Genomic DNA, 14,109 nt, shown 5'->3' with positions numbered 1-14,109 from the left:
ACCGCCGGGCACGGCCCACGGAGCGCGGAAAACCTGTGTAAGCCTAACGCCGTGCGCGCGGCGGCGTCGGGAGGGATACGGCTGCGCGCGCAGTCAGTCGTGAGGCGATCATCACGGCACGCAGGCTGGGCCCGTACCCACGGAGCCCGCCGGACCCGCGCGACGCTCAGTCCTGCTCTCAGTCCTCCTCGTTGATGTAGCGGGTCGCCCCGTCCCATCCGGCCAGCAGCTCGCGCGCCAGCCGGGGAAGCACATGGGGATAGACGGTCATCCCGGCCTCCACCGCGGCATCGAGCTCGTCCAGGCCCCACCAGCGCAGGGAGTCCAGGACCTCCCTTTCGAGATCCGTCCAGCCGGAGCGGTCAATCGGCCCTGACGCGGCGGGATATGCGAGGAACATCTCCTCCTCCTGCCGGCAGGTGACGAGGTTGAACATGAAGCGGGAGCTGCGCCGGACCACCGGCCCGACGAGGTCGGCATCCTCAAGGACAATCCCGGTCTCCTCGGCGAGCTCACGCCGTGCGCCCGTGCGGGCGTCCTCGCCGTCGAGAATCCCACCGCCGGGGGTGAAGGCCCACGAGTGCGCGGCGTCGGTGAAGTCGTGGCCCACGACGAGCAGGATCTCGGGGCGAGGGCTGTGACGCAGGGCCACGACGCGGGCGGCGCGCCGGGCCGGCAGCCCCTCCGCGTTGAGCCGCCACTCGGTCGGGTCGAGCAGCTCGGTCCAGTTCTCCGGGACCTGGGCCGGGTCGCGGCCATCGGGCGCGAGCCGGGGCCGATCCTCGCCCGCGCTCATGGGCGCCCCAGGAAGACCTGCTTGCAACGGCGTACCACGCCCAGCAGCTGGGTCTCCCTCGCGGCGTAGTCGGCATCGGCATGGCCGCTCAGCGCCTGCTGACGCAGCGAGGCCAGCTGCAGCGAGGCGGATAGGAAGTCCCTCATTGCCAGCTCGACCGCAGGCCCGTGAGCCTTGGCCCAGCGGCGCGCGGTCGCACGCCCAGCGGCGGTGGTGAGCATCGTGACCTCGGTGGGGGCATACCAGCCGGAGCGCGCGTAGTCCGTCAGGCGGTTGCTCAGGGTGCGCCGCTCGCTTGCCCGCAGGGCAATGACGATGCCGATGCAGGCGAGGAAGAAGGGGACCTCGGTGAGCAGGTACATCTCCAGGCGCACGGAGACCACGCCGTTCCAGAAGGCGTGCAGGGCGATCGCGCCGGCCAGCCCGATGGGTGTCATCCACACCCAGGCCCAGCGTGAGCGGCGGCGGGCGCTGAGCCCCACGGCCAGACCGGTGCAGGCCGTGAAGGTCACGTGGGCGAAGGGCGAGGCGAGCCCACGCATGACGAAGACCCCGAGGATCTGGTCGGAGAAGCGTGCGAAGTACAGGATGTTCTCGGCGAAGGCGAAGCCGGCGGCGATGACGGCGGCGTACACGATGCCGTCCACGGGCCCGCTGAAGGACCGGCGCCGGATGAGGAAGACGAGCAGGACCCCCAGGCCCTTGGTGCCCTCCTCAACCACGGGGGCGGTCACGACGGCGGAGAAGAGCTCGGCCCCGTCCACGTCGCCCGTCGTCGCCATCACCAGCAGGGAGGCGGAGGTGTTGACGATCATCGACACGACGGTGGCCACGCCCGCGCCCCACAGGAAGGCGGCGACAAGCGGGCCCAGAGGCTCCGGCTCCCACCTGTCGAGCCAGCGCACGGAGACCAGGACGATGCCGAGCGGAACGAGGGCGAGCAGGAAGGGCAGGATGAGGGCACCGGCCCGGCCCGCCTCGGTGTAGACGACGAAGAGGACGACGGCGAGGCCGAGCCCACCGAGCAGCGCGAGCACGTAGGTGGCGATGTCACCGGCGCGGCGCCGCCGGATCGCGGGTGGCTGGGCCCACCCGCCCGCTGCGACGGGTGATGTCACGGCTGCGCGGACGGGCGGCAGGCTGCCGGCCGGAGGGTAGGTACTGCGGTGGTAGCCGCTACGCGGGCTCCAGCCGCTGTACGGGTGCTGGGTCATGCGCGCTCCTCGTCGTGTCGGGCGGGTGGATGCTCGGGGCCGAGGTCGTCGTCCATGTCGAAGGTACCCGGCAGCGGCGCGCGACCGGCAAGCCGAAACAGGCGCACGACCCAGCTGCGGCGCAGACGCCTGGTCTCCGAGACATGAGTGTCGTGGAAGCGACGGGCGAGCACCAGCCGGTATCCGGCCCGGTCGAGCCGCGACAGGCACTGGGCGGCCAGGGGGTCCCCCATGAGCTCGCAGCGGGTCTGCGGATCCAGGACCGCGCGACTCACGCGCGACAGATCCGACTCGACCGCGGCGCGGGTACGCATGTGCACGTCCGGGTCAGGGGCGACGGAGGAGGGATCGAGCCCGTCCTCGACGAGGGGGGCCTCGCACTCGAGGGCATCGTGCGCGGCGCGCGAGAGCAGGTGGGAGGAGTCGGCGTCGAGGCAGCCGGAGGCGGCGAGCTCGGCCGCGGCCTGGGCACGGTGGACGAGCTGGGTCTCCAGGGTGGCGCGCGAGCCGAGCACTTGGCGGTGCAGGCGGTCCACTCTCAGCGCCTGGGCGTACAGGGCCCAGCCGGTGGCCACCGCCACCAGGAGCAGCAGGACACCGGCCAGGAGAGCGTCCCAGCCTGCGTTCACCGCTCACCCCCGTCAAGGACACCGCGCAGGCGCGCGACCATGGTGCGTGCCCCACGAGCGGGGCCGACGCGCGTATGGGCGGTGGACAGGGCCATGTCGTAGACGTCGAGGACGGCGTCGGTCACCGTGGCCCAGTCGTAGCGTCCAACCACCTCCCGTGCGGCCTGGCGCCGCTGCTCGGCGGCCTCGGGGTGGGTGAGCGTGTCAATGATGACCCGGGCCAGGTCGTCACTGTCCCCATTGCTGAAGAGGGCGCCGTACTGTCCGGCCCCCAGGACGTCGGAGAAGGCCGTCAGGTCCGAGGCGATGACCCGGCTGCCGGCGGCCATGGCCTCGACGAGCACGATGCCGAAGGACTCTCCCCCGGTCTGCGGGGCCACGTAGCAGGTGGCGGAGGCGAGCATCGCGGCCTTGTCCTCGTCGCTCACACCGCCGAGGAACTGCACGTGCTCGCCGTAGCGCGCCAGGGCCTGGCGCTGCTCCTCGGCCTCGCCGCGCCCGGCGATGAGGAAGCGGGCGCCGGGGACGGCCGCGAGGACGGGGCCGATGGCTCCGGCGAGCACCTGCAGGCCCTTGCGGGGCTCGTCCAGGCGTCCCAGGAAGGCGATCGTGGGCGCCTGGTCGGTGCCCGCGAAGCGGGGGTCGTCGCTGGGGGCTTCGGCGAATGGGGCGACGTTGACGCCGTTGGGGATGACAACGGCGTCACCCCCGTGGAAGTGCACAAGGGTACGGCGGGCCTCCTCTGAGACGGCGATGCGCGCGGCGATGCGCTCGATGAGCGGGACGGTGGCCGGCGAGAGGATCTCACGGGCCCGGGAGCGGTCCAAGGCGGCGTGGAAGGTCGCCACGACCGGCGCCTGCGCGGCCTGCAGGACGAGCATGCCGACGCTCGGGGTGATCGGCTCGTGGATGTGCAGCAGGTCGTACTGACCCTCATCGAGCCAGCGGCGGGCGCGCCGGGCGACGACCGGGCCGAAGTTGAGCCGGGCCACTGAGCCGTTGTAGGGGATGGCGACGCTGTCCCCCGCGCTGGTCACGCCCTCGGGCAGCTCGGTGTCCTCAGAGGCGGGGGCGAGGATGCCGACCTCATGGCCCCGGCGTCTGAGCTCGGCGGCGAGGTCGAGCACGTGGACCTGCACGCCGCCGTGGGCGTCGAGGGAGTAGGGGCAGACAAGGCCGACTCTCATGATCGCTCCTCCCCCGTCGTCGCGGCGTCGGGCGGGCTCTGGTTCTTCTCACGGGCGTGGGCGCGCGCAAGGCGCTCGGGATCCAGGTCCTCGTCGAAGACGGGCTGGAGCATATGCCAGTCGGTGGCGTGGGCTGCGAGCTCGGGGGCCAGGGCGCTGACCCAGGCCCGGGTCCAGGCCTCGACGCGCTCGCGCTCGCTCGCCCCGGCGGGCGCGGGCTCCTCAACCTTGCGCAGGCGCAAGGTGACGCCCCAGGGGCCGGCGGCGTCTCGGCGGCGCTCGCCCGTCAGGCGCTCGTAAAAGATGCTGGCGTAGTACAGGGGCAGGTCCAGGCGCACGGCAAGCGCGGCCGGCCCGGCCGCCGCCCTCATGGCGTGTCCGCTGAGCTCGGCCTGGACCCCGGCGGAGGACAGGTCGCGGTCGGCGAGCAGGGCGATGGCGTGGTGGCCCTCCTGGGCGGCGGCAAGGAGGCGGTCGAAGACCCTCTGGCCGCGCCGCTGGCCGATGACACGCATGCCCAGGCCCTCACGGAAGGCCACGAACTGCTGGAAGAGGTCGTCGGGCTCCAGGTGCTCGGCAACGGTGAGGACCTGCGCGAGCTCGGACGAGGCCCAGGCGCCCACGAGGTCCCAGTTGCCCATGTGGGGCAGGGCGACGACGATCGATCCGGACGCCAGGTCCTCGTAGGCCCGGGGGTCGATGTCGGGGCGCACGCGGGCCAGGCGCTGGGCGGGGCTGGTACCGGGCAGGGCGAAGGCCTCGTAGAAGTAGCGCATGTAGGAGCGCATGCCCTGCCTGGTGGCGCGCCGCAGCCCGACCGGGCTGGCCTCTGGCAGTAGGCGGGCGAGGTTGCGCCTGAGCTGGCCGACGCCGGTGCGCCTGCCCTGGAGCGTGTGCAGGAGCCAGGCGGCGTCGGCGCCCAGGTGGCACATCGCGTAGCCCAGGCGCGGCGGAAGACGGTGGGCGTACCGCCAGGCGAAGCGGTAGAGGTCCTCGACGGCGGGGCTCACGGCGTCGCGTCCTCGCCCTGCTCGCGCCGGCTCAGCTGGGTGCGCACGGTCAGGACCCGCTGGAGCACCGTGATGAGGGAGCCGACGGCGATGAGCCCCAGGGCGGCGGTGAGCACCCACTGCGGGGCGCCCAGGCCCACGGCGACGGCGCCGACCCCGGCGACAACGAGGCGGTCGCTGCGCTCGGCGATGCCCACGCTGGCGCTGGTGCCCACGGACTCGGCCTTGGCACGCGTGTAGGACACGACCTCGGCGAGGACGACGACGGCCAGGCCCACGGCGATGGTCGTCGTGCGCAGGGCGCCGGCCTCCAGGCGCAGCGCCGCCCAGGCGACCAGGGAGCCGAAGATGGCGCCGTCGGCAAGGCGGTCCATGGTGGAGTCGAGGAAGGCGCCGAAGACGGAGGTGGTGCCGGTGGCGCGCGCGAGGATGCCGTCGAAGGAGTCACCGATGACGACAAGGATCAGCAGGGCCACGCCGAGCAGGAAGCGCCCCTGCGGCAGGGTGGTGACGGCGACGAGGATGGTCAGAAGCGTGCCGGTGACGGTCAGTGCGTTGGGCGTGACGCCGACGCGGGCGAGCGCAAGCGCCGGCCGGGTGAACAGGGCCTTGGTCAGGCCGCGTCCGTGCTGTCCGAGCATGGTGTCCTCGTGTGGTCGTGGCGGGTCGTGTCGAGTGGCAGCAGGTCAGTGCTGCGGGCCCGCCGTGGTCGGGGCGGCGAGCCAGGCGGCGGCGAGCATGTCGCGCTGCTCGCCCAGGAGCTGAGGCACGGGCTTGGTCTTGCCGATGATCGGCATGAAGTTGGCGTCACCCGTCCACCGCGGCACGATGTGCTGGTGCAGGTGGGCGGCGATGCCCGCACCGGCAACCTCGCCCTGGTTCATGCCCAGGTTGAAGCCGTGCGGGTGGGACACGTGGCGCAGGACCTCCATGGCGCGCGCCGTCAGGCGTCCGATCTCGACGCGTTCGGCGTCGTCGGCCTCGGTCCAGTCGGAGACGTGGCGGTAGGGGCACACGAGCAGGTGACCGGTGTTGTAGGGGTAGAGGTTCATGAGCACGTAGGCGTGCTCGCCCCGGTGCACAATGAGCGCCGCCTCGTCCTCGCGGGCGGGGGCCGCACAGAAGGGGCACTGGGCCTCGGTGGAGTCCGTCGGCTTGTCCTGGCCACCGATGTAGACCATGCGGTGCGGCGTCCACAGGCGCCCGAAGGGCTCAGGCAGGTCCGGGAACTGGAAGGGCTGCTCAACGGTGACGGGCCCGAGCGGCCCGGCGAGGACGCTTCCCTCGAGCTCGTCGAGGGAACCGGGCGCGGCACCGGGCGCCTGCTCGGGCTGGCCCGTCATCGCTCGATCTTCTCCCCCGCCGGGTCGTTGACCCGCTCGGCGATGACCCGCACGATGTGCTCGATCGCCTCGGACACGGGCACACCGTTGGTCTGGGAGCCGTCGCGGAAGCGGAAGGACACGGCGCCCGCCTCGGCGTCATCACCGCCTGCAATGAGGATGAAGGGGACCCTCTCCTTGGAGGCGTTGCGGATCTTCTTGCCGAAGCGGTCGTCGGACAGGTCGGTCTCGACGCGCACGCCGCGCTCGCGCAGGCGGGCGGCGACCTCGCTGACATAGTCGTCGAAGGCCTCGGCGACGGGCACCAGGCGCACCTGGATGGGGGCGAGCCACGCGGGGAAGGCCCCGGCGTAGTGCTCGGTGAGCACGCCGATGAAGCGCTCGACGCTGCCGAGCTTGGCCGAGTGCAGCATGATCGGGCGCTGGTGGGTGCCGTCGGGAGCGGTGTACTGCAGGTCGAAGCGCTCGGGCTGGTTGAAGTCGTACTGGATGGTCGACATCTGCCAGGTGCGGCCGATGGCGTCCTTGACCTGGACGGAGACCTTCGGGCCGTAGAAGGCGGCGCCGCCCGGGTCCGGGACGAGGTCGAGGCCGGTGGAGGCACAGACCTCCTCAAGGGTGCGGGTGGCGGCCTGCCAGTCCTCGTCCGAGCCGATGAACTTGTCCTTCTTGGCACCGTCCTCATCGCGGGTGGACAGCTCAAGGTAGAAGTCGCTCAGGCCAAAGGCGGTGAGGATCGAGATGAAGAACTCGATCTGGGTGCGGATCTCGGCGGGCGCCTGCTCACGGGTGCAGTAGGTGTGCGAGTCGTCCTGGGTGAAGCCGCGCATGCGGGTCAGGCCGTGGACAACGCCGGACTTCTCGTAGCGGTAGTCGTGCCCCATCTCGAACAGGCGCAGCGGCAGCTCACGGTAGGAGCGTCCACGCGAGCGGAAGATGAGGTTGTGCATCGGGCAGTTCATGGCCTTGAGGTAGTACTCCTGGCCGGCCCTGGTCACCGTGCCCTCGGCATCGGTCTCCTCGTCCGCGAGCATGGGCGGGAACATCGTGTCCGCGTAGTACGGCAGGTGCCCGGAGGTGTGGAACAGCCCGCCCTTGGAGATCTCCGGCGTGTGGACGAAGTCGAAGCCGGCCTCCTCGTGACGCCGGATGACGTACTGCTCGATCTGGTGGCGCAGCATGCCTCCCTTGGGGTGGAAGACGACCAGGCCCGGGCCGATCTCCTCGGGGAAGGAGTACAGGTCCAGCTCGGCACCGATCTTGCGGTGGTCGCGGCGGGCGGCCTCGGCCATGCGCTCCTGATGGGCCTTGAGGTCCTCCTTGGAGGCCCAGGCGGTGCCGTAGATGCGCTGGAGGGAGTCGCCGTTCTGGTCGCCCTTCCAGTAGGCGGCTGAGGAGCGGGTGAGGGCGAAGCCCTGGCCGATGAGACGGGTGGAGGGCAGGTGCGGGCCGCGGCACAGGTCGGTCCAGGCGACCTCGCCGTCGCGGCGGACGTTGTCGTACATGGTCAGGCCGCCGGCGCCGACCTCGACGCTCGCGGTGGCCTCCGCGCCCTGGCCCTTGGTGGTGATGAGCTCGAGCTTGTAGGGCTGGTCGGCCAGCTCGGCGCGGCCCTGCTCCTCGGTGATGTCGCGACGTCGGAAGGCCTGGCCCTCCTTGACGATGCGCTTCATCCGCTTCTCGATCTCCTTGAGGAGCTCGGGGGTGACGGCGTCGATGCCTCCGAAGTCGTAGTAGAAGCCGTCGGTGATGAAGGGGCCGATGCCCAGGTTGACGTCGGGGAAGAGCTCCTGGACGGCCTGGGCCATGACGTGGGTGGCGGAGTGGCGCAGGATGTTGAGGCCGTCCTCGCTGTCGAGGGTGATGGCCTCGACGGCGGCACCGGCGGGCACGATGCGCTCGAGGTCCCAGGGCTCGCCGTCGACCCTCATGGCGACGACGCCGTCGGCGTCGGCCAGGAGCATCGTGCCGGTGGTGCCCTCCTCGATGCTGCGCGAAACGCCGTCAAGGGTGATGTCGATGCTGGGCCGAGTTGACACGAGGGTGCTCCTGACGTGGGGGACGGCGGACGCTGTACGGGTGCGCCCGCTTGTGCCGGATCATACCGACCGCGCGGTGGGCTCAGGCTCCCCGGTGGCGGCGCAGGGCGTGACGCGCGCGACGCGCCTGCACCATGGCGCGGTAGACCACGGGGCGCACGAGCACGTCCCAGGCGCCGTCGACCTCGGTGGGGTGCTGGGCGAAGCGTCGCTTGTACCGGCCCACGGAGTACAGCTCGGGCACCCGGGTGGACTCGGCGCCCATGAGGTCCAGGCCGGTGCGGCCCTCGTCGGCCATGGCGCAGGCGACGAACCAGTCCAGGGCCTCGGCGCCGCGGAAGCCGCGTGAGGCGTTGGAGGAGGCGCCGTAGTAGGCGGTGGCCATCGTGCCGGAGACTGTCACGAGGTCCCAGCAGTGAGGGATGCCGTCCTTGCGCAGGACGAAGACGCGGGCGTGCTCGGGGCCCAGGGCGGTGAGCATGTCCCAGTAGACCTGGCTGGGGTGGGGACTGAAGCCGTCGCGCCGGGCGGTCTCCTCCAGGACGGCGTAGAGCTCCTCGAAGGCGGCGCGGTCCAGGCCGGTCTCCTCCGCGATGGTGCATCCGGCCTCGCGGGCGGTGCGCTCGGCGCGGCGCACACCGCGGCGCCCGTCCTTGGGCATTGCCGCGCTGATCGCCTCGGGGGTGCCCGGGCGCAGGTCGATGACGTAGGTGCGGTCGTAGGTGATGGTGGAGATGAGCTCGTGGGTGTCGGGGGCCTGGAAGCGGGCGTGCATGCGGATGAAGACGATGCGCGGGTCGCGGGCGCGCACGGCGGCCACGAGCCTGCGGCGAAGGTCGGCCTCACGCTCGGGGGTCTGCTCCTTGAGCCAGACGGGGCCGTGCTTGGCCCACAGGAAGGGCTGTCCGCCGATGGTGTAGCGGTAGAGGCTGATGACGGCGGTGGGCTTGCCCTCGCACTCGTAGAGGAAGCGCCCGAAGAGCTCGTGGCCCTGGCTGGTCTCGAAGGCCTGCCAGACCTCATGCTGCTCAAGCGGGCAGGGGGTGCAGCCCACCGCGATGCGCGCGTCCCGGGCGTTGACGGGACGCAGGATGGCGGTCGGCTCACCGTTCGTCGAGGTCTCGGTGGCGGCTGGGCTCATCTGCTCTCTCCTACATCTGTCGGGCGCGCACCATGTTGCGCTTCGTTATCGGTGGTCCGAGCCTAACCACCCGGGTTCTGCCTGCGCCTCATCCTTGGCAGTGAGGTGCCCATCGGTGTGCTCGGGGCCGGGGCGAGGCGCTCAGGGGCGCCGAGCGGCAATCCAGTTCAGGACGCGGTAGCGCAGGGGCTTGAGGACGACCTCCACGGGCGCGGGCACACGCGTCGTCTCCGACGTCCACTTCGTCTTGAAGCGGTTGAGCGTGTTGAGGGCGGGGTTGTAGTCGGAGCCGACGGCGACGAGGTCCACGGCCCGAACGCCATCGGCCTGCAGGGCGAGCAGGCCGTTGTAGAGCGTGAGGTCCGGTGCCCCCGTGCGCCGCGCCTCCTCGGTCGAGGCGGCCACCTCATAGGTGGCGAAGTCATCTCGGACGATGAACATGCCCCAGTTGACCGGGCGGCCGTCCTGGCGGCCGACGAAGAGCCGCGCCATGCCCTTGTCGCGGAAAGTCGTGAAGAAGGTCCAGTAGTAGTCGGCGTCGTGGGCGTTGAACCCCTGGCGCTCGCTCGTGACCGTCATGACGGCGATGAGCTCGTCGAAGCCGGCACGATCGATCGTCGTCGTCTCCTCGGCGATGGTGGCGGGGCACTCACGCTGGGCCTTGTTGACGTCGCGCCGACCCCGCTTCTTCATGCGGGCGCGCAGGTCCTCCTCAGTTCCCGTCGTGTCGATGACAACCGTGGTGTCGTGCGCGTACAGGTCCTGGCAGGCAGGGACTGTGCCGGTGACGTCCTCGTGGTGCAGGACGTCGAGGCGCACGAAGGCCTGAGCGCTGTCCTCGGAGCGCACGAGGTTGCCCAGGGCTGCGGCGAGGGCCGTCTCCTCCTCGGCGCTGGGCTCGGCCCCCACCCACACGGGGCCGCCCTCGGCCCACAGGAAGGGCATGGCGTGGATGTGGAACTGGCGCAAGGTGATGACAGCGCGCGGGCGGGTGGCGCCGTCGGGCAGGTAGGCGAGCCTGGAGCCTCGCCAGATGGCGCGCTCGGGCAGGAGGGCGGCGTAGTCGTCCCACTCGACGGAGGCACGGTGCGGGTAGGCGCTGCCGGCGATGAGCCGCGCGTAGTCCTCGTCAGTGACTGGTCGGAAGGTCTGGGGCATGGGCAACTGGTCCCTTCCTCGTCGTCCCGGGCCCACGGCTCAGCAGTAGAGCCCCTCGGGACGCGGGTAGAAGCGGTTGAGCTTGCGGTAGTAGTTGAGGCGCTGGAGGTGGACAACGACCGCGCGTCTGACGTTCTTCTCCTCAGGGTTGAGCATGGGGTCGTGCACGCCTGAGCGGCGGATGACGGCGCGCACCCGTGAGGCGAGGCCCGGCTCCCTGAGGTAACGATAGATGAGGCGACGCGGGATGAGGCTGTAGACGGCAGGGGCGGCGGCCCGGCGCGGCTCGAGGCTGCGCCCGTCCACGAGGTCGGCGAGCATGGGCTCCATGAGGTTGATCCCGCCGGCGCGCACGTAATAGCAGTTGCGGCCCATGCGGGGGTTGATCTCGAAGAAGTAGTGGGCGCCGTCGCGCGGGTCCACCTTGACGTCGACGTTGGCGAAGCCCGTGTAGCCCACGGCCCGGAAGAAGGACTCGATCTGCTCGTGCATCTGCGGGTAGTCCTCGACGAGCATGGCGATCGGGTTGCCGATGGCGGTGGGATCGTGGTCCTCGACGAGGACGCGGGCGGAGGAGCGCAGTGTGACCCTGCCGTGCGAGTCGACGTAGGAGGTCAGGGAGACGCCGCACGTGTCATCCCCGGGGATGCGCTCCTGGACGAGGAAGCGCCCGGTGAATCCGGCGGCCCGCATGGGTGCCCACAGGGCGTCGAGCTCGTCCTGGCTGTCGACGAAGAAGACCTTTGCCTTGCCCTCGAAGGACACGCGGGCGTAGTCGAGGGCGTCGATGGCCTTGGCGACGACGGGGAAGCGCAGGTCGACCTGGGGGGCGGTCCACTCGCCTTCCTGCGGGTCGGCCAGGTCGACGACGGTGTCCGGCGGGGTGGGGATGCCCTGCGCACGGCAGATCTCGGAGAACCGACCCTTGTCCTGGACGGCGTCGAAGACGTCGAGGCTTGGGTAGGGCATGATGACGCGCTCACCCAGGCGCTCGCGGTGAACGGCGGCGAAGCGGGCGAAGTTGTCGTGGTTGGCCATGACGACGAGGGTCCGGCCCACGTGGGCGTCGCGGATCTCCTCCAGGGTCGCACACAGGGCGTCGTCGTCCTGGCGGAGCGGCACGCGGTGAACATCGATGAAGGACGAGCGGGTGATCGCCTCGATCGGCTGGGGGCTCACACACAGCACGCGCGAGCCCGTGGCCTCATGCATGAGGCGGGCGAGCGCGTAGGCGCTCTGCTCGCCGGAGACGATGACGGGCAGCACGTCGGGGCGCATGTGTCCTCCCAGTGGTCATGTGGCGGTTGCGGCGCCCTGCCCGATCGCGAGGACGGGCGACGGACACGCACAAGGGGCCCAGAGCCGTGCGGCTCCGAACCCCTGCCGTGGGCGATACTGGGATCGAACCAGTGACCTCTTCCGTGTCAGGGAAGCGCGCTCCCGCTGCGCCAATCGCCCGAGCGGATGACGGGACTCGAACCCGCGACCCTCACCTTGGCAAGGTGATGCTCTACCAACTGAGCCACATCCGCGTGGCCGCCCATGAGCGGCGCGAGAAGAAAGTTAGCAGAGCACTCACCCGGGCGCCAAGTCAGCCTTGCGTGTCACAGGCCACGTTCACCGTGCGCGCCTTGGTAACGCTCGATGTCTCCCCGACCTCGTGCCTGCGCGTGTCCGGCGTGGGAGACCGGCGGCGTCGGTAGCCTGGGCCGGTGACCGACAGCCGTGCACGTACACCAGACCGGGCGGGGGCGGACCTCCCCGCGCGCTTCGAGGAGGCATTACTCAGCCTCAGGGCCGCTGCCCGACCCCGTGGGCTTGTCCTGGACGAGGTGCCGGCTCCTCGCGGGCTTGCGCCCTTCGCGGCCGCGCTGACCGCCGAGACCACCGAGACCCAGGCGGGCACACCACTGGCCTCCGGGCGCTTCGTCGTCCTGCACGACCCCGGCGGCCAGGCGGCCTGGGACGGCGACTTCCGTCTTGTCATCATGGCCCGGGCCAGGGTCGACGCCGAGGTCGGCACGGACCCCGTCCTGGGGGCCGCCGCCTGGTCCTGGCTCTCCGAGGCCCTTGACCACCAGGGGGCGGGGCACCGTGCACTGGTCGGGACCGTCACGCGGGTCCTGTCCGAGACCTTCGGCGGTCTGGAGCTGACCGACGCCTGTGCTCACGCCGAGGTGCGTGCCTCCTGGTCCCCCATCTCACCCGACCTGGGCCCGCACCTGGCCGCCTGGTACGAGCTCCTCCATGTCGCCGCCGGGCATGAGCCCGAGCAGGCGACCGCCCTTTTGCTGACGGGACTGTCTCGATGACGCCCGCGCCCCGGCCCGTGAGCGTGCCCGGCACCACCGCCCACCCGGTCCTTGAGGAAGAGGTGGTGGACTACACCAGGCCACGTGACGGGTTGCCGGAGGTGTCCGACACGCCTGCAGCTCTGGCGGCGGCCACGGCCGCACTGGTGTCCGGCACGGGTCCGGTCGCCGTCGACGCGGAGCGGGCCTCCGGGTTCCGCTACGGCCAGGACGCCTACCTCGTCCAACTGCGTCGCGCCGGCGCGGGCACCGTCCTGGTCGACCCGGTCTCCTGCGGTCAGACGCACGAGCTGGCCGCGGCGCTCGACGGGCCGGAGTGGATCCTGCACGCCGCCGACCAGGACCTGCCGTGCCTCGCGGACCTCGGGCTGCGGCCCGCCCGCCTGTTCGACACCGAGCTGGCCGCTCGACTCCTGGGACGCGAGCACGTGGGGCTCGGCGCGGTGGTTGAGGAGACCCTGGGGCTGCGTCTGGCTAAGGATCATGCGGCCGCCGACTGGTCGACCCGTCCCCTGCCCCGCACGTGGCTCATCTACGCGGCGCTCGACGTCGAGCACCTCATCGACCTGCGCGACGCCCTGGCCGCCGAGCTCGAGGCGGCGGGCAAGGCGGAGTGGGCGGCCCAGGAGTTCGAGTACGAGCGGACCCGCCCGCCGCGGCCGGCGAAGGTGGACCCGTGGCGCAAGACGCCGAGGGCTGGGCGCGCCGTGCGCTCGCCGCGGTCCCTGGCGGTGCTGCGCGAGCTGTGGACCGCCCGGGAGGACGTGGCGCGCGAGCTTGACCGCACGCCGTCGAAGGTCCTGTCGCATCAGGCGCTCGTGGCCGCAGCGGTGGCGCGTCCCACCTCGCGCAGGAAGATGCAGGCGCTCAGGGAGTTCTCCTCCCGTCAGGCCCGCCAGCACCAGGAGCTGTGGTGGCAGGCCATCGACCGTGCTCTGCAGATGGACGAGTCGGAGCTGCCGGCAGTGCACGCCCCCCTGGGTGAGGGCGAGCTTCCGCAGCCGCGGTCGTGGGCGCGTCGGCACGCTGAGGCGGCGACGGCCCTGGAGGAGGTGCGCTCCGCCGTGCGTGAGCGCGCCGAGGTTCTGCGCCTGCCCCAGGAGCTGCTGCTCAGTCCGGAGGTCCAGCGTCGTCTGGCCTGGCAGATCGGTGAGCAGGAGGCCGACGGCGGGGTGCCGGACGTGAGCGTGCGTGCCCTCAGCGAGATCCTCGCCGGTCTGGGGGCGCGCCCCTGGCAGGTCGAGCAGTCCGCTCAGGCCCTGTCCGACGCCCTCGCCTGA

General features: G+C 71.4%; 13 protein-coding genes and 2 tRNA genes. 2 read left to right on the top strand and 13 right to left on the bottom strand.

Annotated features, from left to right (window positions below; genetic code table 11):
* Positions 1–178 precede the first annotated feature (178 nt).
* The 13 genes from ID810_RS05840 to ID810_RS05780 form a co-directional block, all read right to left on the bottom strand.
* Positions 179–796: an NUDIX hydrolase gene (locus tag ID810_RS05840; RefSeq protein WP_166855044.1), complete on the bottom strand. Its 618-nt coding sequence runs from the start codon at positions 794–796 to the stop codon at positions 179–181.
* Positions 793–2,010, bottom strand: a complete 1,218-nt coding sequence (locus tag ID810_RS05835) for a PrsW family intramembrane metalloprotease (protein WP_166855045.1) — start codon at positions 2,008–2,010, stop codon at positions 793–795. The genes ID810_RS05840 and ID810_RS05835 overlap by 4 nt, the downstream gene beginning before the upstream one ends.
* Entirely contained in the window at positions 2,007–2,639 is a 633-nt protein-coding gene (locus ID810_RS05830) for a hypothetical protein (RefSeq protein ID WP_166855046.1), read from the bottom strand. Before ID810_RS05830 ends, ID810_RS05835 begins: the two co-directional genes overlap by 4 nt.
* A complete protein-coding gene (locus ID810_RS05825) occupies positions 2,636–3,826 on the bottom strand; it encodes a glycosyltransferase family 4 protein (protein ID WP_166855047.1) in 1,191 nt (396 codons plus the stop codon). The genes ID810_RS05830 and ID810_RS05825 overlap by 4 nt, the downstream gene beginning before the upstream one ends.
* The gene (locus tag ID810_RS05820) at positions 3,823–4,836 is read right to left on the bottom strand and encodes a phosphatidylinositol mannoside acyltransferase (protein ID WP_166855048.1); all 1,014 of its coding nucleotides are present in this window, start codon (positions 4,834–4,836) and stop codon (positions 3,823–3,825) included. Before ID810_RS05820 ends, ID810_RS05825 begins: the two co-directional genes overlap by 4 nt.
* Complete coding sequence (pgsA, locus tag ID810_RS05815) at positions 4,833–5,477, bottom strand: phosphatidylinositol phosphate synthase (RefSeq protein ID WP_166855049.1); 645 nt, start codon at positions 5,475–5,477, stop codon at positions 4,833–4,835. Before pgsA ends, ID810_RS05820 begins: the two co-directional genes overlap by 4 nt.
* A gap of 45 nt (positions 5,478–5,522) precedes the next feature.
* Positions 5,523–6,179 (bottom strand): HIT family protein, encoded by a 657-nt coding sequence (locus tag ID810_RS05810; protein WP_166855050.1) that lies wholly within the window; start codon positions 6,177–6,179, stop codon positions 5,523–5,525.
* Positions 6,176–8,218, bottom strand: coding sequence for a threonine--tRNA ligase (gene thrS, locus ID810_RS05805; RefSeq protein WP_166855051.1), 2,043 nt, complete (start codon positions 8,216–8,218; stop codon positions 6,176–6,178). The genes ID810_RS05810 and thrS overlap by 4 nt, the downstream gene beginning before the upstream one ends.
* Before the next feature lie 82 nt (positions 8,219–8,300).
* Positions 8,301–9,359, bottom strand: coding sequence for a lipid II:glycine glycyltransferase FemX (locus tag ID810_RS05800; protein ID WP_166855052.1), 1,059 nt, complete (start codon positions 9,357–9,359; stop codon positions 8,301–8,303).
* A 141-nt stretch (positions 9,360–9,500) separates the two neighbouring features.
* On the bottom strand, positions 9,501–10,517 hold the full coding sequence (locus tag ID810_RS05795) for a lipid II:glycine glycyltransferase FemX (RefSeq protein ID WP_166855053.1): 1,017 nt from the start codon (positions 10,515–10,517) through the stop codon (positions 9,501–9,503).
* A gap of 39 nt (positions 10,518–10,556) precedes the next feature.
* Positions 10,557–11,795: a carboxylate--amine ligase gene (locus ID810_RS05790; RefSeq protein WP_166855054.1), complete on the bottom strand. Its 1,239-nt coding sequence runs from the start codon at positions 11,793–11,795 to the stop codon at positions 10,557–10,559.
* Between the two features lie 108 nt (positions 11,796–11,903).
* Positions 11,904–11,975 (bottom strand) — tRNA-Val (locus ID810_RS05785).
* A gap of 1 nt (position 11,976) precedes the next feature.
* A tRNA-Gly gene (locus tag ID810_RS05780) sits at positions 11,977–12,049 on the bottom strand.
* Between the two features lie 180 nt (positions 12,050–12,229).
* On the opposite strand from ID810_RS05780, the gene ID810_RS05775 reads away from it, so the two are divergent.
* Positions 12,230–12,829, top strand: coding sequence for a DUF3000 domain-containing protein (locus ID810_RS05775; RefSeq protein WP_166855055.1), 600 nt, complete (start codon positions 12,230–12,232; stop codon positions 12,827–12,829).
* Positions 12,826–14,109 carry an HRDC domain-containing protein gene (locus ID810_RS05770; protein WP_166855056.1) on the top strand — a complete coding sequence of 428 codons (1,284 nt, stop codon included), beginning with the start codon at positions 12,826–12,828 and terminating at the stop codon, positions 14,107–14,109. Before ID810_RS05775 ends, ID810_RS05770 begins: the two co-directional genes overlap by 4 nt.

The organism is Actinomyces respiraculi (assembly GCF_014595995.2).
In the GTDB taxonomy this organism is placed as follows: domain Bacteria; phylum Actinomycetota; class Actinomycetes; order Actinomycetales; family Actinomycetaceae; genus Actinomyces; species Actinomyces respiraculi.
This window is presented reverse-complemented; position numbering and strand designations above follow the sequence as displayed.